The organism is Chryseobacterium sp. 1B4 (assembly GCF_036631475.1).
GTDB lineage: Bacteria > Bacteroidota > Bacteroidia > Flavobacteriales > Weeksellaceae > Chryseobacterium.
Genome location: NZ_JAPNUF010000005.1, coordinates 247,724 through 267,502 on the forward strand (window position 1 = coordinate 247,724; position 19,779 = coordinate 267,502).

The following is a 19,779-nucleotide window of genomic DNA, read 5'->3' on the forward strand; positions in this document are numbered from 1 at the left end:
TCCGAGCAACCGGGAATCCGGAGATTCTTCACTTCACCCCCGTTCGTTCAGAATGACAAACTGTCTTTTATAAGTTAACAGTATACCTTACACTATAAATAAAAACTCCCGGAAATTAATTCCCGGGAGTTTTTTATGCTTTTACAAAAAGTAATTTTGCTTATTGCTTATACTGTAGTCAATCTCAATGTATTGGTTTTTCCACCTTCATATGATGGAGTAGCATTGATGTTGATTACAAAGTCTCCTGTTTCAATATAACCATAGTTATGAGTCAGCATATTTACCTGGATGATTGTTTCATCTGTAGACTTTTTCATATCATAATAATAGGCGTGAACACCCCAAAGCAGGTTCAGCATTGTGATCACTCTTCTGTTACCACTGTATACAATGATGTGTGAGTTGGGTCTGTGTGCTGCAAGCTGGAAAGCCGTATATCCTGAATGGGTAAGTGTTACGATAGCAGAAACGTTTGTTGTTTTAGCAATTCTTACCGCCGCAAGACAAACCCTGTTTGTAATGAATCTTTCATCAATACAGTTATAATCTTTTTCGATAGGCTCATTTTTATGTTGATAGAAATGAGTGGTTTCGATATTCTTTACAATTTTAGCCATGTTTTCCACAACCTGTACCGGATATCTACCTACAGAAGTTTCTCCTGAAAGCATTACGGCATCTGCTCCATCCAATACAGAGTTAGCTACGTCATTTACTTCCGCTCTGGTTGGCGTTAAGCTGTTGATCATCGTTTCCATCATCTGGGTAGCGATGATTACCGGCTTGGAGAAGAATCTTGCTTTTTCTACCAGGTTTTTCTGGATCGCAGGAACTTCTTCCATCGGAACTTCTACACCAAGGTCACCACGTGCAACCATTAATCCGTCACACTCAACAAGGATTTCTTCAATATTTTTAACCCCTTCAGGTTTTTCAATCTTCGCAATAATCGGAGTCTTGAATTTACCATTCGGATGGCTTGCAATTAATTCTTTCAGGTCAATGATATCCTGAGCATGGCGCACAAAAGAAAGAGCGATCCAGTCTACTTCCATGTCAAGCATGAAATTAGCATCCTGAATATCCTTTTCTGTCAGTGCAGGAAGAGATACCTGTGTATTAGGAAGGTTAACTCCTTTTTGGAACTTAGAGGTCCCCCTGAATGGTTTTAGCTTTTACAGTATCCTTTTCATTGGTTTCGGTAACTTCCAGTACCAGCTTCCCGTCATCGATAAGGATTCTTTCCCCTACTTTTACGTCCTGTGGAAACTGTTGATAAGTCATGTATACCTTTGTAGAATCTCCTTCCATCTTTTCATTGGTGAAAGTAAGAATATCACCCGGGTTCAGGTAAGATCCTTCCTTTACGACACCTACTCTCAGCTTAGGACCCTGAAGGTCTCCCAAAATACCCACTGAATAACCATACTCGCTGTTTAGCTCTCTAATTATTTCAATATTTTTTCGGACTAAGTCGTAATCTGCATGGGAAAAATTTATTCTGAAAATATCAACACCCGCTTTCATTAAATCTAACATTACCTCCTTTGACGATGAAGCAGGCCCTAGTGTTGCGATAATTTTTGTCTTCTTTAAATACTTATTCATAATACTGGATAATTTGATAAAGTTCCTCTTCAGAACTCAGTGTATAATCTTGAATTGGAAACACAAGATTTTCAGGGAGCAAAATTACGGAAAAATCAGGAAACTGTTCCGAACTATGCAAAATATATTCTACATCTACCTGATTATTTAATAAAAATTTAATGTTTTCTTCTTCTGTAAAGAGTTCTGTCTGAATTTTTTTTTGCTTACTTTCAGAAGATTTATTTGAAATGAAGGTAAAACAGGTCTTTGTAGACTTGTGATAAGCCTCAAATCTTGGAAAAAAATAATCATAGTACCCTCCGTGAAAGACAAGATCTTTCTTTCTTGAAAAACAGAGGTTGTTGGTTTGATTTATTTTATAGAAAAACTCATGAGCGGGTATATCTTTTGCTAATCTTACCAGTCCTATGGCAATATCTTCAAATTCTATATCATCAAGATCATAAAGTTTTTGAATTTCCAAGTATATTTTCTTTTTTGTTTAAAATATAAAATGCCCTCTGTGCTGCCTTTTCCTCTGCCTTCTTTTTGGAAGTCTCTGTTGCGTTAGCAATTTTCTCTTCTCCCAGCCACACGTGGCACCTGAATACGACAGATTTATTGGCCTGTATTTCCTCACAGGTTTCGTACTTTATATTGACCTTCTTTTTGACTCCATTCGAGCAGAAGACCTTTATAGCTTACAATTTTATTTTCCAGCTTATTGATCTCGGAAGGAGTCAGCAATTTTTCCAAAATAATCCTTTTGCAGGCATCATAATGGAAGTCTAAATAAACGGCACCTATTAAGGCTTCGAATAAATTTCCGGAGATATTCTCTCCCAAAGCTGAAGAACTGTTTTGCTTTTGCAAAAGGCTGGTAAGCTTGAGATCTTCTCCTAGTTTATTGAGGTTTTTCCTATTAACAATCTTAGATTTCATTTGTGTCAGGTATCCTTCATTAGCCTGAGGATAGGTCTGGAACAAATGACAAGAAATAATTGTACCCAAAACAGAATCTCCCAAAAATTCAAGTCTTTCGTAATTGCTGTCTTGATTTTTAGAAGAATTTTTCAAAGAAAAAGCTTCACGGTAAAGAGCAATATTCTGTACCTCTGTACCCAGCACTTTTTTAAGTTCGGTACTGAGAAAATAATCTCTCTCCGTTAATTGTCTTTTTCTTTTTTGAGAAGGAATTTAGAAAAGTATTTCTGTAACTCCATTCATTGAATTTAGATTTTCTTAAATAGAACGCAAGCGTTGTGCCCGCCAAATCCAAAAGTATTGCTCATGGCTACTTTTACATCTTTCTTTACAGCGGTGTTAAACGTAAAGTTTAATCGGCTGTCAATGTTTTCATCATCAGTAAAATGGTTGATGGTAGGAGGAACAGTACCATGAATAATAGTTCCCAATGCAGCGATAGCTTCAATAACTCCTGCCGCTCCTAAAAGGTGGCCGGTCATTGATTTTGTAGAATTAATCTGAATATCATACGCATGCTCGCCTAATAATTTCGAAATTGCATTGGATTCTGCGATGTCTCCTAATGGAGTAGAAGTACCATGCATGTTGATATGATCTACTTCATCAGCAGTTAAGCCTGCATCTTCCAAACAGTTTTTCATTACCAGATAAGCGCCAAGACCTTCAGGATGTGGAGCAGTCATGTGATGTGCATCAGCACTCAGACCTCCTCCCAGTAATTCCGCATAAATTGTAGCACCACGTTTTACGGCGTGCTCGTATTCTTCAAGAACGATACATCCTGCCCCTTCACCTAGCACAAATCCATCTCTGTCTTTGTCGAAAGGTCTTGAAGCTGTTTTGGGATCGTCATTTCTTGTAGAAAGTGCCATCATTGCGTTGAATCCACCGACACCACTTGCTGTAACGGCTGCTTCAGAGCCTCCGCACACAATCACGTCTGCTTTTCCTAACTGGATCAGCATTTTGGAATCAATTATAGCATTTGCTGAAGAGGCACATGCAGATACAGTAGTATAATTAGGTCCGTGGAAACCATATTCAATTGAAATGTGTCCAGGAGTGATATCCGCAATCATTTTTGGGATAAAGAAAGGGTTGAATCTCGGAATTTCCGTATTGGCCCATCCTAACACTTCAGTTTCAAAAGTCTCTAATCCTCCGATTCCGGAACCCCAGATTACACCGACTCTGTTTTTATCCACATTGTCTTCAATAATTCCGGAATGCGCTACTGCTTCTCTTGCAGCAACAAGTCCCAATTGAGTATTTCGGTCCATTTTCTTAGCCTCTTTCTTATCGAAATGCTGTAGCGGATCGAAGTTTTTTACCTCGCAAGCGAACTTTGTTTTAAAGTTTGTGGCATCAAAAGAGTAATCGGAGCGGCACCGCTCTCACCTTTCACAAGATTTTCCCAGTATTCTTTTGCATTATTTCCTATTGGTGTTATTGCTCCAAATCCGGTTACAACTACTCTTTTTAATTCCATAAACTTTGTTTAATTTCTTTTTTGTTGAAGAATATTATTTATTTACTACTTCTTCGATGTAAGCGATAGCGTGTCCTACAGTAGTAATTTTTTCAGCTTGGTCATCAGGGATCTGAATGTTAAATTCTTTTTCAAATTCCATGATTAACTCAACTGTATCTAGTGAATCAGCTCCTAAATCGTTAGTGAAGCTAGCTTCAGGAGTTACTTCTGTTTCTTCAACGTCAAGCTTATCAGCGATGATAGCTTTTACTCTTGATGCAATGTCTGACATAGTAAATTATTTTTTTAATTGTTAGATGGTGCAAATATATAAAATTCTTTACGATAAAACATTTTTTAGTCTTTTTTGTGGACCAGAAGGTTTTATTTTGGGTTGTGGAGTTTTAGTCTTTTAGTTTTCAGCAGGTTATATTTGTTGCCTGAAGATGAATGTAAAATCAATATTTAGAAAGACTGGAAGAGTCCGGAATGATATGTTTTCAATTTCCATCTTATGGACTTCAGTTTTTAGAATGTCATCTTGCAATTAACTACTTATTCAGCTAAATAGGTTTTTATTTTTTGAAACATACTTATATAGTATATAATGCATAGAATTCTTAAATACTAAAATGTATAAAAAGTATAATTAAAAAAAACATCGAGAAATCGATGGTTTTGTGGAGTTGGAGGATATAGAATCCATTCAGATTTTCAGAACTTTAGGTTCATTTGTAAACTTTGCTACCACTTTTGCTACCACCAACATTTGTTTTACTTTTCTGAATTTGAATTGACAAACTGTTGTAGAAGAAAGAATTTGGAAAAGGTGTAATCCCTTACATTTAAGTTCTCTCGATTTAATTCAAATAGTCGCATTAAAGTTGAATATAAAATTATCCTCTTATTATTATTTCTATCAAAAGTAATATATTCTTTTTTATAAAATTCTTCCGGTGATATACTTTCTATCCTATGAAATTCTTGTTGGAGGCACAATAATTCCTCAACTTCTAATTCTGGTATTGCGTCTATAATTTCTTTTTCGATTCCAACAGAAAGTTCTTCTAATTGTGGGTGATTTTTTAATAATATAAATTTACTTATTAGGGATGATACTTTCCTTACATAGCTATTTATATCAAGTACATATTTTACAGTATATTGTTTTTGTTTCGTCTCAAGAAAATCATATATTTCATTTAATTTCATTCCTCTAATATCTTTTCTGTCCACACCTAATTCTTCAATTAAAATATTTAAATATTTTGGACGAGTAGCTCGTATATTAATATCAGGCTTTTCTTGTTTAATAATTGTTTGGTAGTATGTTTTATTAATTTCAGGTGCCTTGTAGTTATGATTTAGAATCACATAATATTGAAACGTACTAAATAAATCAATATAACATACTAATCTTGTATTTCCAAAGCTTCTGTCGGTGTAAAGCATTAAAGTGTGTGTTGGGAAACCATCTTCTATAACACTTCTAACGGGTTCCATTAGTTTGTCAATAGTACCAACAGGATAAAAGGCTAAAACATTTGTAGTGAAAATTATCTGTTCGTTTTCTGTATCTATTGTACACGGCATATCTGTTCTTTTTATACCATGTAAAGAGGCAAAACCAGTCGCTATTTTATTAAGTCCAAGTTTAAATTTTTCATTGAAATTTTCGATTCCTTGCGAAAAATTTATACCTAATTCTTGCCAATCACTAATATGATCTATCAATTCCACACTTATGGTTTTGGTATCATGACCTTCCTTCTCGAGATCTTGGAGAACTTTCTTTTGAAAAGAATCAAGAATCTTTTTTGCACCATAAATTTTTACAGTATTGGTTTCTTTATTAAAATCGGAATCGGGTTTTTTTGGAACGATTTTTCCATCTTTTACTTGTACTTCTATTTTAGTTCCATCAGATTTTTTAATATAACCTATAAGGGTTTTACCACCATTTTCACCGTGGTCTTTAGATGCAAGAATATGACTTATCGGACTTGTAAATAGATCAAAGATTTTTACAAAATCAGTGTCAATGGATTTGGATAATTTACTTCCACACATTTCGCAAAGAATATTTGGTGCTTTTAAACGACCATATAAAGCATTTTGAATGATATGTTCGTCATGTTTAAATTTTGGTAATTCTTTATCAAGATCTTTTCTCAAATATCCTTTTTTTCAATCATTGTTTGACCACAGAGGTAACAAATATCTTTCATGTTGATTAGTTTATACTTTAAAAATAGAAAAATATATTTTAAAATTACAAGCTTATTTATGGGAAACCGTAATGTATATAATGTATTCTATTTTACTTTTGAATGATAAAATTATTTTTTCTGAATTGTAAAAAATTATATATTTAAATTATATAATATTATATTCTATGGAAACAAAAAGTTTATCATCAAAATTAGATCAATTGTCAGATGAACAAGTTCTAAAAGAGTTTGTTAAGAGGTTTAAATGTGATGGTGCAATTCTTATTTATTTAGAAAATAATTGCGAGAGTGGTCTTGCTCGTTGGACAAATAAAAATGGAAAGAATTGGGTTAATAATCTGATGCCATTAATAAAAGAAATTCATACATAATATTAACTAAAAAATTAAAACCATGAAAGGAGGTGGAGGCGGAAGCCAAAATTACAGCAGACAATTAGCAGGAACACAAGGAGCAGGTTCTACAGGTGGCGATGATGAATGTTTAAATATATTATTTGACGTATATCTTAAAAAGATTCAAAGTCAGATATTTAAACTGAATGTCGGAGATATTTTACAGATCGATTTAGATCAGGAAATGCAATTAGTGAATGTTTTATCAAAGGGTATACTATGTGGAATAGTTGATACTCCACAAGTACTACAATTGCGAAATTGTATAAAAAAGGGCTACAGATATAAAGCTACAATTATTGAGTTAGATGGAAATGAGGAGAAATGTAAAGTAAGAATACAATATTTACAAACTGTACTATGATTGATATCGTTGGTGGAACATATTACGAAGTATGTCATGATCCAAAATACGAAGATCTTTTTGGGTCCGGTTTAAGGGGAGCTATTGCATTAAGTGACAAAGGATTTGAAATTAATTATCATTCATCAGTTGGTGATGATTTCAAAGAACTTTTTGAGTATAAGGTTTCAGCTTACAAAATTAATCAATATATACAGGTACATGAGAAATCTATTATATTCGATTATTATCATCCATTAGCAAAACCAATACCTTATAATTTACCTACCAAAAATTTCATCTTACCAAAGGTAGAAGCAAAGCATATTCTTTATTATGGAATGATTGAGTCGGATTGTTCTGTAGACGGAGAATATGTAGTATATGATCCTCAAAATCACATAGGATTTAGAAAAACTAATTCAAAAGCACAGCATTTAGCTTTGATACTAAATAAAAACGAGGCTATGATGTTAAGTAATAATATTAGTAATGATATAAATGAAGTTGGAAAATTTTTATTGGAAACTGAAGAAGCAGAGGTGGTAGTAATAAAAAATGGAGCAAAAGGCGCTACAGTTTTTTTGAAAACAAATATAGAGTGATTCCTGTTTTTGAAACAGAATCAGTATGGCCAATAGGTAGTGGGGATATATTTTCCGCGGTTTTTGCTTGGAAATGGATGATTGAAAAACTTCCTCCTGATGATTCTGCCATGTTTGCTTCAAAATATACAGCAGATTATTGTAATTCTAGGAATGTACCACTTTCCAAAAATCCGAAGGAGTTTAAGAGTATAATGTCGGAAAAAGAAAAAAATCTATTTGGCAGGACCATTTTTTACGGTTTCAGAAAGATTTTTAATCAATGAGATTTATTCTATATTAAATGGGTTTGATGTTGATATTTTCTCGCCATTTCATGACGCAGGTATACCAGTTTTTAAAGAAGATTTTGAAAAAATAGCAAAAATAGATATTGATAATTTAAACAATTGTGATGCTGTTTTAGCAGTTATTTCAGGAAATGATCCGGGAACGCTTTTTGAGGTTGGATATGCAAAAGCATCAGGTAAAAAAGTCATTTTGCTTTGTGAAAATTATAAAGAAAATGACTTATTCATGTTTAAAGGAACTGACTGTGAAATCACATCTGACTTATCAACAGCAATATATAAAGTCTCATGGTAAAAAAGCTTTTATCGTGGTGGGGTTAGGATATGGAGATGAAGGAAAAGGAATTGCAACGGATTTTCTTGCAACCAAATATCCAAATTCTATAATAATTAGATTTAACGGTGGTCACCAAGCAGGTCATTGTGTTGTTGATAGTAAGACGGGTAAAAGTCATGTGTTTTCAAATTTAGGATCTGGAACATTTAGAGGTTTACCAACATATTGGTCAGAGAAATGTACTTTTGCACCTACTTATTTTCTTGAAGAAATTAATGAAATAAATACTGATTTTAAATTTTACGTTAATTGTAATTCTCCAATTACAACTCATTATGACGTATTATTTAATCGTACTTCGGAGCTAACCCAAAGAGATGATAAGAGAAAAGGAAGTTGCGGTGTAGGATTCGGCACAACCGTAGAAAGAAATAAAGTTATATCATTTACAATTTCAGATTTATTTAAAAATGAAGAATTTCTAATTTCAAAACTTCAAGAAATTCATAATTACTATAAGAGACTTGTTAATATTGAAACATCATTTGATTTTGATCAATTTGATCACCATGTTGAAGATCTTTTTTTCTTGAACAGATATTATTTTTAAAAAAATTATTAAAAAAAGGTAATATACATATTGTTAATTGTGATAGTGAAATATTTGAAAAGTGGGATACATTTATTTTTGAGGGATCACAAGGTATTTTAATAGATCAAAATTTTGGAACAAAACCATATATTACTAAAAGTAATACTACCTCGCAAAATGCGATTGCTATGATTCAAAAATCTAAGCTAAATATTGATACGGAAATTTTTTATGTAACCCGGGCATATCAAACAAGACATGGAAACGGTCCTTTTAAAGAAAATAATCCAGATTTTCATTTAATAAATAATTTAGAAGAAACTAATGTTGATAATCTTTACCAAGGAAAAATGAGATCTAATTTCCTTGACATTGATGATTTAATTTATGCACTTAACTGTGATAAACAATATTCAAAAGAACTTAATAAAAATCTATTGATTACTTGTATTGACCATATGATTTCTGAAAATATTAAAATTTATATTAATGGCAAATTAGAAATAACACATTATAGAAGTATTTCTGATTTTCTTGGTGTAGATTTTAAAAATATCTTTTACAGTAAAAGTAAATTTTCGGAAAAAATTTTTCAGTAGATAAAAAGTCTATTTTTTGTATCGTATATTTCTCCCTCAAATATGTTTAAATTTAAACCAAAAATTGAAAAAATAAAAGTTGAAATCTGTACACTTAGTTTTGTCGCACTGAACCATTATTTTTGTTTATAAATAATTGATAATATGTTTAAATAACAGAAACTTAATAGTAGTAAAATCAAAAATATAAAGTAATTAGATATTCAAGAAAATTATTTGAAAGAAATTTTAAAGGATCAATTTATATTAAACTAGGCCATGAAAACACTATTACTAACTTTTTTATTATTTCCAATTTTTTATTTTTCACAGCAAGATGCTAACGGATGGTTTTTAGCCAACGTTGGAGTTGACGGTACAAAAAATTACATTAAAAATCTTGAAAAGAAAAGCTCAGATACATTTTCTTGTTGGGTTAAAATGGTCTCACCAGCGAAAAAAAATAAGAAGGAGTGAAAATTGGAGGAGGTTATTCTTTACAATACTGGACTGTGTATTGCGTTGAAAATCAATATTCTGTTTCGGAGACTGTAACATATAATTCTAAAGGTAGTCCAATAGATTCTTATGATCGTTCTTACGAAGGAGTGAAAAATGTTATTCCTGACTCCGTTGCAGAAGGAATAGTTATATTAATATGTGATGCAGGAAAACTTATGCAAGATTAAAAAATAAAAGACGATTAAATACTAACCTGCCTTTTCGGCAGGTTTTCTTTCTTCTACATATTTCATAATTGGCTCTTTATCTACATTCACCATACTTATGATTAAATATAAATTTTGATTATTAGATGATTCGGAAAACTCTTTTTTATTTATAAGTGTTGGAACCGGTTTCTATTTAGTGCTATTACCGAATTAAAATTCTTTTGGATAACTTATTGTTTTTAAAGGAATTTGTAAGAAAAAGCATTCATCCGCAGCTTCTGAGTAGCCTTGGAAATTATACTCATGAGGTCTAACATAAGCAATTTGTATCTTGGGATTTTTTAAGGCAACTAACGCAACAGCTAAGGTGGACATTTTATTGCTCAAAGGAGTAATCACGATGTTAAAATTTGGATATTTACTGATCTGTTCGGTAATTACAGTTGCAGCTTGAAATGGATCCGTGAGGGAGATTTCAAAAGTTTCGGCAATATTATATTTATTGAGAAGGTCAATATGTCGTTTCCTATTTAAATCATAATGTGTGGAAGAGATTGAATCTTTTTCTGGTCCTACACCTATACTTACCTTTTCAAATTCAAATTCTTCAATAACTCTTTCAGTTCTTTCAATTTCAAACCCAAATAGAATTAATAAATGATTTTTTTGGGAAGGATTCATTACACCTGGATAACCTAAAACAGAACGAATTGTTTTAGTACCTTTTGATAACCACTTATTATCATCTTGTTCATTTACTGAATAGGATTTCGCCCCAACATATACCGAATAGATATTTCTAAATTTCAGCTTAAATAAAGAGATAAATTTTATTAATATTAGCAACCCTTCATGGGTGAATGTTGAGATATCTATAAGAATATTGATATTACTTTCTAAATTAGAAAATTTTTCTAATAAATTTTTACCTGTCACTAAAGAGTCGTCGGTGCTAAACTCTATTAGTTCCGAACTGATATTTTTTGCCTTGCTTAAGTTTTCGGAATAGAATTCTTTCTCATTTTCATTATAGGTGAACCATATTGTAGAAAATTGAGAAGAATCAATATTATCAATAAATGAAAAAAATCTTTCTTCAAAAGAAACTGCTCCTATAAATAAATCAATTTGAGGCAGTTTGTTTCCTATTTCGTTTAATTTAATTGGTCTCATCATATAGTAAATTATCAAAAAGATCTAACTGGATTATTTTCGGAGTATCAGTATCATATTCTTTATCACTTATTTTTCTTAAAAATGATTTTTGATCATTTATTGCTGCTTCAAGCATTTGAGAGGTCAGATGTAAGTAACCGGAAAAACTCATTGGATCAAGTCTAAAATATGGTGCTAACATTCTATTAAGTATATATAATTTTGATCTACCTAATCCGCTTTTTGATCCCAACGTTGATGGGGTTGCAATCACAATATTTGTTTGCCTATCTGGTCTGTATCGGAGACTAATTTTTACATTTCCACTGTTTTTTCTTAGATATAATTTTGTACTCATAATGTATTGATTTAGGCTAAGGTAAGGCGCTTAAAGTGGAGATAAAAGGCGGCAATTTAGAAATATTTCACTAGCCACACACAAGAAATATTATAAATTTTGTACAATGAAATTGATGAGAAATGATTTCGAGAATTAATTGGCGGTTATAAAATATGTTGCCACCACTATTGCTACCACAGAAGTGATATTTAAAGATAATCAATGAGTGAAGATGAGAAATTAAAAACCCTCTATATCTTTGATATAAAGGGTTTTTAGTCGTCAAAAGGTTTCATAACCTTTCATTTAGGTGGAGTTGGAGGGATTCGAACCCTCGTCCAAACAAGCAATACATAAGCTTTCTACATGCTTATTCTGCTATTGGTTTTCGACGGGAAGCAGAGAGCAGACGCCCAACTTCCGGCTTATCTTCTGAGGTTTTCGTGCTTTAGCCGAAGCTTCTAAAGCCTTATTTCCGCATTCCTATATCCCAGGATCAAACGCCGCAGAACAGAGCATTTGTGGAATATCTTGCTTCCCTACTGAAATCTTCGGGAAAACGCTTGAATCTACTATACTTCGATATTAAGCTGCAAGAGCGAACTCTTCGTTGCCAGTTAAAATTCTGTAGCAAGGGATTATAGAGATCGCGCTACGGTTCTCTGCATGCTTACTTACCCATTGGTCTTGCTGTCGAAACCAGTCAACCCCATGAATAAAGTGAATGCAAAGATAGCGTTTTTTGTTTATATTTCGTTAATATGAATGGGTTTTAATGGAAATCAGGGTTGAAATAATTCACTGAAGTCGTTAAGAATAAAAAATCGGATTGTTGCTGATAAAAATTTTATTATCTGTGAGGGCCTTTTATTACAGTATTTTTTAAAGATCCGAAGTACAGTGGTGATTGTTTACTGTAATATATTTTGTGTTCTCATAAAAAATGTCTACTTTTGCAATCCAAAATGAGATGTAAAATATGTTAATAATTCCAGTAAAAGATGGTGAATCCATCGACAGAGCTTTAAAAAAATACAAGAGAAAATTTGATAAAACAGGTACAGTTCGTCAATTAAGAGCTAGACAACAGTTTATTAAGCCTTCTGTGACTTTAAGACAAGCTAGACTAAAAGCTGCTTACAAACAAAGAACACTTAGCAAAGAAGAGCAGGCTTAAGATTTTTCTTAACCATATATTAATTCATTTCTTAAATTCTTATATTTGAGAAATGAATTTTTATTTTTATACCCCATGATGCTGGAAAAGTTTTTAGAATACCTGGAATTCGAAAAAAGGTACTCTCCTCATACTGTCACAAGCTACAAAAAAGACCTTGAAGACTTTTCCCATTTCTTTCTCCGAACAGAATCTTCCGACAATTTAGCCAGGGCAGACAAGAAAATAATCAGAAATTTTATTGTCGAATTGAGTGAACATAATATTTCCAAGAGAAGTATCAACAGAAAACTCTCTTCTCTCCGTAGTTTTTATCTTTTTCTTTTAAAAATTGGTGAAATTAAAGTTTCTCCCGCTGAAGGGATTTCTTCCCTGAAGTTTTATGCTGAAAAACAGATACCTATGTCTAAAGAAGAAATGACAGATCTTAATGAGAGGGTTTTTGAACAGGTGCATGATGTACTTGAACAATGCATTATGGAAGTTCTTTATCAGACCGGCATGCGTAAAGCTGAACTTTGTGGCCTGATATTTGAGAATGTTGACTTATACGGAAAAGAATTAAAAATAATAGGAAAAGGGAATAAAGAAAGGGTAGTTCCCATATCCAATGAACTGGCTGAACTTCTTACAAGTTATCTTGAAATAAGAAATCCGCAGACAGAATATAAATCATATTTTTTTGTCAATAAGAAAGGGAAAAAACTCAACGAAAAATTTGTTTATGTGGTAGTTAATAAGTACCTTAGTCTTATAACAACAAAAGAAAAAAAAGTCCTCACATCCTTCGGCATAGCTTTGCTACACACGTTTTGGATAATGGGGCGGAGATCTCCAAAGTGAAAAAATATTAGGGCATTCCAGTCTTGCCAGTACTCAGGTCTATACGAATGCTAATATTGAACAATTGAAAAAAGTGTTTAATCAGGCTCACCCTCGAGCATCAAAAAAGAAGAATTATGAAGATTTCAGTACAATCAATTGGTTTAACTCCACACGAACCACTAGAATCACACATCGACAAAAAAGTAAGCAAATTAGATACCTTCTATGACAAGATTCAGGAGTGTAAGGTATTCTTGAAAGTTGAAAATAATTCGGATAAAGCGAATAAAACAGCCGAGATTATTTTAGCGGTTCCGGGAGACGATATCGTAGTAAAGAAAACTACTACAAGTTTTGAAGAAAGTCTGGACCTTTGCGTTGATACTGCTAAAAAGCTATTAATCAAGAAAAAAGAAATGGCATAGGAAAAAAGTTAAAAAAAGTTCATAAAAAATTTGAGAATTCAAAAATCCGTTCTATATTTGCACTCGCAAAAAGGAACAGCGATCTTTTGAATTCTTTTTTATATTTGCCTCCATAGCTCAGTTGGCCAGAGCACGTGATTTGTAATCTCGGGGTCGTGGGTTCGAATCCCTCTGGAGGCTCATAAAATATAAACTTTTGGGAGATTCCAGAGTGGCTAAATGGGACTGACTGTAACTCAGTTGCTTCGGCTTCGTAGGTTCGAATCCTGCTCTCCCCACTTTATATTTTTATAAAAAAACTTGCAGGATTAAATAAGTTTATTTAGTTTTGCACAGCGTTTACCAATAATTTTGGAAACAAAATTGCGGAAGTAGCTCAGTTGGTAGAGCGTCAGCCTTCCAAGCTGAATGTCGCGGGTTCGACCCCCGTCTTCCGCTCAGAAAATCACTCTTATTGTGTGATTTTTTTTTAACACTGAAATGTGTAGAGTAGAGTTTCTCAATCGCTTTCAGTCCTTATTAAAATGCCTCCATAGCTCAGTTGGCCAGAGCACGTGATTTGTAATCTCGGGGTCGTGGGTTCGAATCCCTCTGGAGGCTCATTTTAATATAAACATGAGGGGAGATTCCAGAGTGGCTAAATGGGACTGACTGTAACTCAGTTGCTTCGGCTTCGTAGGTTCGAATCCTGCTCTCCCCACATTTTATATTATAAAAAAACTTGCAGGATTAAAGAAGTTTTCTTAGTTTTGCACAGCGTTACCAATAGTTTTGGAAACAAAATTGCGGAAGTAGCTCAGTTGGTAGAGCGTCAGCCTTCCAAGCTGAATGTCGCGGGTTCGACCCCCGTCTTCCGCTCAACGAAAAATCACGCTACTCAGTGTGATTTTTTTAGTTGACGCCGACTTAGCTCAGCGGTAGAGTGCTTCCTTGGTAAGGAAGAGGTCACGGGTTCAAGTCCCGTAGTTGGCTCTCAATTTTCCCGAAGTTGTTCGGGATTTTTTTACCCATCCGGTCTACCTATTTTTATCGTTAAACATCTGATTGAATAAATTCCAGAGATTACTTTCCATTCTTTCATCAGCTTTTTATTGATGAGCTGAAATGCAGGCATCATTGAAACTTTTACTTCACCTTTAGAATCACAATCATAAATTTTCTTTAAATTCGTGTAAAATAAATTTTGATGAATATTCTTTTATTGGAAGATGATCTCATTCTGTCTGCGGAGCTTTGCAGATTTTTAGAATCAAATAATTTTAACTGTGATAAGATCTACGACGGGGAGACTTTTCTCCGCCAGATAAAGAACAATGCCTATGATCTGTATCTGCTGGATATCAACGTTCCTAAAATAAACGGGCTTGATGTCTGCCAGACGATCCGTTCTTTTGATAAAAATACCCCGATCATTATCATTTCTGCTTATGGAGATATCTCTGATAAAAAAGATGCTTTCACAAGACTTGCGGATGATTATCTGGTAAAACCTTTTCAGTTTGAAGAACTTCTTTTAAGAATCAATTCACTGTTGAGAAGAAAGGCTCCTTCCGATAATGCAGATCAGGATATTCTCAGAATCGATGACCTTATTATTAACAAGACAGAGCAGAAGGTGTATCGTGGAGGAAATGAAATAACCCTAACACTAAAAGAATTCCAGCTGCTGGTTTATCTTGCCGAGGCGCAGGGAAGAACAGTTTCCAAACAGCAGATCACAGAACATGTCTGGGAACATAATTTCAATACGAATACCAATACGGTGGAAGTTTATATCAACTTTCTGAGGAAAAAGATTGATAAGGATTTTAAAATAAAACTGATCCATACCCGTTCAGGGTTCGGATACTACCTAAGTCCATTATAAATGTCTTTAAAAAGAAAGATAGCTTTAACGATCAGTATCGCCTTTTCATTGCTTTTTGGAATGGTGATGGCGGTCATTTATTTATCTTTTAATGATTTCAGACGAGATGAATTTAAAGAGCGGTTCAGGCAGAGACTTGAATTTACTTCCCATTTTATCTCAAAATCCAAAGACTTTGAAGAAGAGGCACCCGTTTTTTTTAATGAGAATTCTGATAATATTCTTTTGAATGAAAAAATCTTAATTTTCAACGAGAAAAAAGAGCTCATCTACAGTACGATCAAAGACCGGAATGTTACCTGGGACAGCGCCATGCTGAAAGAACTGGATAAAAAGAAAATCATTTATACCGAAAAAACAGTTCCGGAAATTTATGCAGCACTCAGGAATATTAATGGTGAAAATTATTATATCCTTACCAGCGCCTTTGATACCAACGGAAAATCCAAGCTGGGATACCTGAAATATCTTTTGATTACCGCTTATGTGATGAGTACAATGCTCATTGGTTTTTTCAGTTATTATTTTGTTGAAAAGTTTCTTCGTCCGCTGGAAGACCTGAACAAAGAGATCTCCGAGGTTACTGCTCATAAACTGACAACTCAGATTCCTGTTGAGCAGTCTAATGATGAAGTAAGCGTTCTTGCCAAATCTTTTAATACAATGATTGCAAGACTGGATGATGTATTTCAGTCACAAAAGGATTTTACGGCAAGTGCTTCGCATGAAATCCGTACTCCTATTACAAGAATGGCCTTTCAGCTGGAAAACTTAATAAAATTTGAAGAACACTCACCGGAAACATTATCTTCTTTAAAACAGATTCAACGGGATATCTACCAGTTGTCAGATCTTACCAATTCGCTTTTGCTGCTGACAAAGTTTGATAAAGAAAATATTCAGAGCATTTATGAAGAAGTAAGAATTGATGAAGTTATTTTTGAAGCTTTTGAGGCTGTGGAAAAAAGTTATCCACAGCTTAAACTGGATTTCCTGATTAATGAAGACAGCTCCGAAAATGCATTTCTGACGATAAATGGAATCCAGTCACTCTTGGTGATTGTCTTTATCAATCTGTTTAAAAATGCTGCCGTCTATTCGGACAATACGGAAGTAAAAGTTTTGATTACCGAAACAAATGATAACCTTTCCATTGAAGTTATTTCCCACGGTAATACTATTCCTGAAGAAGAGCAGGCTAAACTGTTTGAAGCTTTCACAAGGGGGAACAATGCCCAGAATATTGCAGGATCAGGTTTAGGTCTCAGAATTGTCAAAAGAATCCTGGAATATCATGATGCGGATATCATCTATTCTTCACCTGAAGAATATATTAACAGGTTTACCCTGTATTTTAAAAATAAATTAAAACAGCTGATCTGAGCAGCAGTTCTTTTTGTTAAACTCCGGATTAAATTTTTAATAAAAATATCAACGTTCCGGGAAAAAAGATTTCTTTTTTATCCGTTAAGCTTTCATAAAACAGCCTGTTTAAGGCTATTTTAATATTTTTTAAGCGTCATTTAAGTTTCTTTTAATCGCATCAAAGCAATTTTGTAATTTAAAAAGAAAAATAATGAACAGAATTGCAGTGCTGTGCCTTGCCGTTTCCTCATTCATGGCGGCACAACAGCAGATGTCTCTTTTGGAATGCGAAGAAGCTTTTCAGAAGAACAACCTCCAGCTGCTCGCCGAACAATATAACATCAATATGGCTGATGCGGATATTCTGCAGGCTAAAATCTGGGAATTACCTCAGTTAAGCGGGCAGTTCAATGCCTATAATCCTCAGGATAAAAAGTTTTTTGATGTCGGACACTCAAAAGGAGCAGGAGTTACACAATTGATTTATATGGGTGGTAAAAAGAAAAATGAAATCGCTTTTGCCAAATCCAATAAAGAACTGGCGCAGCTTCAGTTTTCCCAACTGCTTGCCGACCTGAGAGCCCAACTCCGTTCTGCTTATTTTAATCTTTACTACGAAAAGCTAAAACTTGAAAATACCAACAGGCAGTTAGGGTATATGAATGAGCTTTTAAATGCTTATCGTGTACAGTCAGCAAAAGGAAACGTTTCCCTCAAAGATGCTGTAAGGCTGCAGAGTATTGTAATCCAGCTGAATCATGATAAACTGGAGATTAATAAAAATATTCTGGATTTTGAACAGAATTTAAAAGTTTTAACGGGGGTTTCAGAGGATATAGAACCGACAATGTCTGAGGCAGAAGCTAAAGAAGCCTTGGCTGCACAGCCTTTTGGTGATGAAGAAGAGCTTAAAAGTAAAGCCCTCGAGAATAATGCCGATTACCGGTATAATCTGAAACTTATTGATAACAGTAAGCTGTATGCGCAGTGGCAGAAATCTTTGAATGTACCGGATGTCACAGTAGGTGCTGCATGGGATCAGGCGGGAGGAACCTTTAATAATGAAGCGAATCTGACTTTTGGAATTCCATTGCCTTTATGGAAAGCGAACCAGGGTAATGTGGAAAAAGCTAATTATGCTGTTCAGCAGAATCAGAAAAATGCTGATTTTCAGAAACTCACTCTTGAAACCAAAGTACAGTCTGCCTATAAGACCTGGAAAGCTCAGTATGACCAGCTTCAGGATGTGAAAACTACAGATCTGCAGAATATGGAGCTTGTCTACAACGGAATGCTGAACAATTTCAGAAAAGGAAATGTGAATCTGATTGAGTTCACAGATTTTATGGACAGCTACAGGGAAACAGCCCTTCAGATTTATGATATGAAAAATGAGATCATGCAGTCCGCAGAACAGCTTAATCAACTAGTACAAACGAAAATCTTCTATTAAATCATGAAAACATATATTATTCCCGTATTGATGGTCCTTTCGTTAGCGGCCTGTTCAAAAAAAGAAGAAGAGAAAACCAGTCATGCCAAAAAAGGATTTGAACTGAGCAACACCATGTTGAATTCTATTTCCTTAGCCAAAGTAGAAAAAAGAATATAGAAGATGAATACAGCTTTTACGGTAAAATCTCTGCAGACAAAAACAGTTATATAGACGTTTACCCATTGGTTGGAGGGAACGTGATGAGTGTCAATGTGGAGCTGGGAGACTATGTGAAGAAAGGACAGGTACTGGCAACCATCAGGAGTACTGAGCTTGCAGAAATCCAGAAAGATGTAAGTGATTCGAAAACCGATCTGGTAGTGGCAAAAAATAACCTTCGTGTTGCCAAAGAACTCTACGAAGGAAAACTGAATACCGAAAGAGATGTTCTGGAAGCCAAAAGCCAGCTGCAAAAAGCCGAAGATCAATTGCAGAGAGCAACAGCAGTGAGTACGGTTTATAATGTGAAAACCGGAAATATATACAGCGTAGTAGCACCTATCAGTGGCTATATTGTCCAGAAAAGTATCAATAAAGATATGCAGCTGAGAAGTGATAGGAGCGATAATATTTTTGACGTTGCCAACACCACCAATGTATGGGCCATTATGAATGTCAATGAGTCTGACATTGATAAGATCAGCCTTGGAATGAAAGCCCAGGTTTCTACCCTTTCTTATCCGGATAAAGTTTTTGATGGTAAAATTGATAAAATATTCAGGATTATTGATCCGCAGACCAATGCCATGCAGGCAAGGGTAGTCCTGGATAATGCCAACGGACTTCTGATTCCGGACAGTAAAGCAACGATAAAAGTTTCCAGCCTGGAAAGTAATACAACCTTAACGGTTCCTTCCAAAGCCGTAATCTTTGATGACAATAAAAGCTTTGTTGTGATTTTTAAATCCAGAACGGATGTGAAGATCAGAGAAATCAAAGTATTGAAACAGGTAGGTGATGTCACTTATGTTTCCGACGGACTGAAAGAAGGAGAAGAAGTAATTACCAACAACCAGCTGCTGATATACCGCTCGCTGAACAGCTAATCTTATGAAACCCTTAAGAATGCTACATTTTTTTTAACGGCTTTTTTAGGT

The 19,779-nt window shown here is 34.2% G+C and carries 21 protein-coding genes, 7 tRNA genes, 1 other RNA gene and 4 pseudogenes; 23 read left to right on the plus strand and 10 right to left on the minus strand.

Annotated features, from left to right (window positions below; translation table 11 throughout):
* Positions 1–167: 167 nt before the first annotated feature.
* The 7 genes and pseudogenes from pyk to OWR28_RS04900 form a co-directional block, all read right to left on the minus strand.
* A pseudogene (gene pyk / locus OWR28_RS04875) lies at positions 168–1,611 on the minus strand (pyruvate kinase).
* Positions 1,604–2,077 carry an IPExxxVDY family protein gene (locus OWR28_RS04880; protein WP_002976347.1) on the minus strand — a complete coding sequence of 158 codons (474 nt, stop codon included), beginning with the start codon at positions 2,075–2,077 and terminating at the stop codon, positions 1,604–1,606. Before OWR28_RS04880 ends, pyk begins: the two are co-directional and overlap by 8 nt.
* The gene (locus OWR28_RS26820; RefSeq protein ID WP_494168431.1) at positions 2,055–2,291 is read right to left on the minus strand and encodes a putative dsRNA-binding protein; all 237 of its coding nucleotides are present in this window, start codon (positions 2,289–2,291) and stop codon (positions 2,055–2,057) included. The genes OWR28_RS04880 and OWR28_RS26820 overlap by 23 nt, the downstream gene beginning before the upstream one ends.
* Positions 2,230–2,721 carry a ribonuclease III domain-containing protein gene (locus tag OWR28_RS26825; protein WP_494168427.1) on the minus strand — a complete coding sequence of 164 codons (492 nt, stop codon included), beginning with the start codon at positions 2,719–2,721 and terminating at the stop codon, positions 2,230–2,232. Before OWR28_RS26825 ends, OWR28_RS26820 begins: the two co-directional genes overlap by 62 nt.
* 104 nt (positions 2,722–2,825) lie before the next feature.
* Positions 2,826–4,069, minus strand: a pseudogene (gene fabF / locus OWR28_RS04890) (beta-ketoacyl-ACP synthase II).
* A gap of 34 nt (positions 4,070–4,103) precedes the next feature.
* Entirely contained in the window at positions 4,104–4,343 is a 240-nt protein-coding gene (locus OWR28_RS04895) for an acyl carrier protein (RefSeq protein ID WP_002976354.1), read from the minus strand.
* A 482-nt stretch (positions 4,344–4,825) separates the two neighbouring features.
* A complete protein-coding gene (locus tag OWR28_RS04900) occupies positions 4,826–6,226 on the minus strand; it encodes a hypothetical protein (protein WP_332385700.1) in 1,401 nt (466 codons plus the stop codon).
* 220 nt (positions 6,227–6,446) lie between these two features.
* On the opposite strand from OWR28_RS04900, the gene OWR28_RS04905 reads away from it, so the two are divergent.
* The 9 genes from OWR28_RS04905 to OWR28_RS04945 all read left to right on the plus strand — a co-directional run bounded on the left by OWR28_RS04905 (position 6,447) and on the right by OWR28_RS04945 (position 10,051).
* Positions 6,447–6,653 (plus strand): hypothetical protein, encoded by a 207-nt coding sequence (locus OWR28_RS04905; RefSeq protein ID WP_332385701.1) that lies wholly within the window; start codon positions 6,447–6,449, stop codon positions 6,651–6,653.
* 22 nt (positions 6,654–6,675) lie between these two features.
* A complete protein-coding gene (locus OWR28_RS04910) occupies positions 6,676–7,041 on the plus strand; it encodes a hypothetical protein (RefSeq protein ID WP_332385702.1) in 366 nt (121 codons plus the stop codon).
* Positions 7,038–7,625, plus strand: coding sequence for a hypothetical protein (locus OWR28_RS04915; RefSeq protein ID WP_332385703.1), 588 nt, complete (start codon positions 7,038–7,040; stop codon positions 7,623–7,625). Before OWR28_RS04910 ends, OWR28_RS04915 begins: the two co-directional genes overlap by 4 nt.
* A complete protein-coding gene (locus OWR28_RS04920) occupies positions 7,622–7,891 on the plus strand; it encodes a hypothetical protein (RefSeq protein WP_332385704.1) in 270 nt (89 codons plus the stop codon). The genes OWR28_RS04915 and OWR28_RS04920 overlap by 4 nt, the downstream gene beginning before the upstream one ends.
* Entirely contained in the window at positions 7,845–8,210 is a 366-nt protein-coding gene (locus OWR28_RS04925) for a nucleoside 2-deoxyribosyltransferase (RefSeq protein WP_332385705.1), read from the plus strand. Before OWR28_RS04920 ends, OWR28_RS04925 begins: the two co-directional genes overlap by 47 nt.
* 13 nt (positions 8,211–8,223) lie before the next feature.
* Positions 8,224–8,802 carry an adenylosuccinate synthetase gene (locus OWR28_RS04930; protein ID WP_332385706.1) on the plus strand — a complete coding sequence of 193 codons (579 nt, stop codon included), beginning with the start codon at positions 8,224–8,226 and terminating at the stop codon, positions 8,800–8,802.
* 50 nt (positions 8,803–8,852) lie between these two features.
* The gene (locus OWR28_RS04935; protein ID WP_332385832.1) at positions 8,853–9,383 is read left to right on the plus strand and encodes an adenylosuccinate synthetase; all 531 of its coding nucleotides are present in this window, start codon (positions 8,853–8,855) and stop codon (positions 9,381–9,383) included.
* Positions 9,384–9,641: 258 nt separating this feature from the next.
* The gene (locus tag OWR28_RS04940; RefSeq protein ID WP_332385707.1) at positions 9,642–9,839 is read left to right on the plus strand and encodes a hypothetical protein; all 198 of its coding nucleotides are present in this window, start codon (positions 9,642–9,644) and stop codon (positions 9,837–9,839) included.
* Complete coding sequence (locus OWR28_RS04945; protein WP_332385708.1) at positions 9,836–10,051, plus strand: hypothetical protein; 216 nt, start codon at positions 9,836–9,838, stop codon at positions 10,049–10,051. Before OWR28_RS04940 ends, OWR28_RS04945 begins: the two co-directional genes overlap by 4 nt.
* Positions 10,052–10,243: 192 nt before the next feature.
* Here the strand turns inward: OWR28_RS04945 and OWR28_RS04950 are convergent, their stop codons facing one another.
* The 3 genes from OWR28_RS04950 to ssrA form a co-directional block, all read right to left on the minus strand.
* A complete protein-coding gene (locus OWR28_RS04950; RefSeq protein ID WP_332385709.1) occupies positions 10,244–11,209 on the minus strand; it encodes a hypothetical protein in 966 nt (321 codons plus the stop codon).
* Positions 11,193–11,546: a hypothetical protein gene (locus OWR28_RS04955; RefSeq protein WP_332385710.1), complete on the minus strand. Its 354-nt coding sequence runs from the start codon at positions 11,544–11,546 to the stop codon at positions 11,193–11,195. Before OWR28_RS04955 ends, OWR28_RS04950 begins: the two co-directional genes overlap by 17 nt.
* 290 nt (positions 11,547–11,836) lie before the next feature.
* Positions 11,837–12,239, minus strand: a transfer-messenger RNA (tmRNA) gene (gene ssrA / locus OWR28_RS04960).
* A 268-nt stretch (positions 12,240–12,507) separates the two neighbouring features.
* Here ssrA and rpsU point away from each other — a divergent pair.
* From rpsU to OWR28_RS05035, 14 genes and pseudogenes are all read left to right on the plus strand, one after another.
* Positions 12,508–12,705, plus strand: coding sequence for a 30S ribosomal protein S21 (rpsU, locus tag OWR28_RS04965; RefSeq protein ID WP_002976389.1), 198 nt, complete (start codon positions 12,508–12,510; stop codon positions 12,703–12,705).
* A 78-nt stretch (positions 12,706–12,783) separates the two neighbouring features.
* Positions 12,784–13,657 (plus strand): annotated as a pseudogene (locus tag OWR28_RS04970) (tyrosine-type recombinase/integrase); the annotation flags it as partial.
* Between the two features lie 7 nt (positions 13,658–13,664).
* A complete protein-coding gene (locus OWR28_RS04975) occupies positions 13,665–13,955 on the plus strand; it encodes an HPF/RaiA family ribosome-associated protein (protein WP_002976393.1) in 291 nt (96 codons plus the stop codon).
* A 106-nt stretch (positions 13,956–14,061) separates the two neighbouring features.
* A tRNA-Thr gene (locus OWR28_RS04980) sits at positions 14,062–14,135 on the plus strand.
* 18 nt (positions 14,136–14,153) lie between these two features.
* Positions 14,154–14,233 (plus strand) — tRNA-Tyr (locus OWR28_RS04985).
* An 87-nt stretch (positions 14,234–14,320) separates the two neighbouring features.
* Positions 14,321–14,393: transfer RNA gene (locus tag OWR28_RS04990), tRNA-Gly, on the plus strand.
* Between the two features lie 88 nt (positions 14,394–14,481).
* Positions 14,482–14,555 (plus strand) — tRNA-Thr (locus OWR28_RS04995).
* A 19-nt stretch (positions 14,556–14,574) separates the two neighbouring features.
* Positions 14,575–14,655 (plus strand) — tRNA-Tyr (locus tag OWR28_RS05000).
* Between the two features lie 85 nt (positions 14,656–14,740).
* Positions 14,741–14,813: transfer RNA gene (locus OWR28_RS05005), tRNA-Gly, on the plus strand.
* A gap of 42 nt (positions 14,814–14,855) precedes the next feature.
* A tRNA-Thr gene (locus OWR28_RS05010) sits at positions 14,856–14,927 on the plus strand.
* Between the two features lie 214 nt (positions 14,928–15,141).
* Positions 15,142–15,822: a response regulator transcription factor gene (locus OWR28_RS05015; RefSeq protein WP_332385711.1), complete on the plus strand. Its 681-nt coding sequence runs from the start codon at positions 15,142–15,144 to the stop codon at positions 15,820–15,822.
* Positions 15,823–17,205: an ATP-binding protein gene (locus OWR28_RS05020; RefSeq protein WP_332385712.1), complete on the plus strand. Its 1,383-nt coding sequence runs from the start codon at positions 15,823–15,825 to the stop codon at positions 17,203–17,205. It abuts the gene before it with no gap.
* 193 nt (positions 17,206–17,398) lie between these two features.
* A complete protein-coding gene (locus OWR28_RS05025; protein WP_332385713.1) occupies positions 17,399–18,640 on the plus strand; it encodes a TolC family protein in 1,242 nt (413 codons plus the stop codon).
* 3 nt (positions 18,641–18,643) lie between these two features.
* Positions 18,644–19,728, plus strand: a pseudogene (locus OWR28_RS05035) (efflux RND transporter periplasmic adaptor subunit).
* The last annotated feature ends 51 nt before the right edge of the window (positions 19,729–19,779 follow it).

Coding starts and splice junctions, on each gene's coding strand:
- OWR28_RS04895 (WP_002976354.1), bottom strand. CDS start 4,343: ATGTCAGACATTGCATCAAGAGTAAAAGCTATCATCGCTGATAAGCTT.
- OWR28_RS04905 (WP_332385701.1), top strand. CDS start 6,447: ATGGAAACAAAAAGTTTATCATCAAAATTAGATCAATTGTCAGATGAA.
- OWR28_RS04910 (WP_332385702.1), top strand. CDS start 6,676: ATGAAAGGAGGTGGAGGCGGAAGCCAAAATTACAGCAGACAATTAGCA.
- OWR28_RS04915 (WP_332385703.1), top strand. CDS start 7,038: ATGATTGATATCGTTGGTGGAACATATTACGAAGTATGTCATGATCCA.
- OWR28_RS04940 (WP_332385707.1), top strand. CDS start 9,642: ATGAAAACACTATTACTAACTTTTTTATTATTTCCAATTTTTTATTTT.
- OWR28_RS04950 (WP_332385709.1), bottom strand. CDS start 11,209: ATGATGAGACCAATTAAATTAAACGAAATAGGAAACAAACTGCCTCAA.
- OWR28_RS04955 (WP_332385710.1), bottom strand. CDS start 11,546: ATGAGTACAAAATTATATCTAAGAAAAAACAGTGGAAATGTAAAAATT.
- rpsU (WP_002976389.1), top strand. CDS start 12,508: ATGTTAATAATTCCAGTAAAAGATGGTGAATCCATCGACAGAGCTTTA.
- OWR28_RS04975 (WP_002976393.1), top strand. CDS start 13,665: ATGAAGATTTCAGTACAATCAATTGGTTTAACTCCACACGAACCACTA.
- OWR28_RS05015 (WP_332385711.1), top strand. CDS start 15,142: ATGAATATTCTTTTATTGGAAGATGATCTCATTCTGTCTGCGGAGCTT.
- OWR28_RS05020 (WP_332385712.1), top strand. CDS start 15,823: ATGTCTTTAAAAAGAAAGATAGCTTTAACGATCAGTATCGCCTTTTCA.
- OWR28_RS05025 (WP_332385713.1), top strand. CDS start 17,399: ATGAACAGAATTGCAGTGCTGTGCCTTGCCGTTTCCTCATTCATGGCG.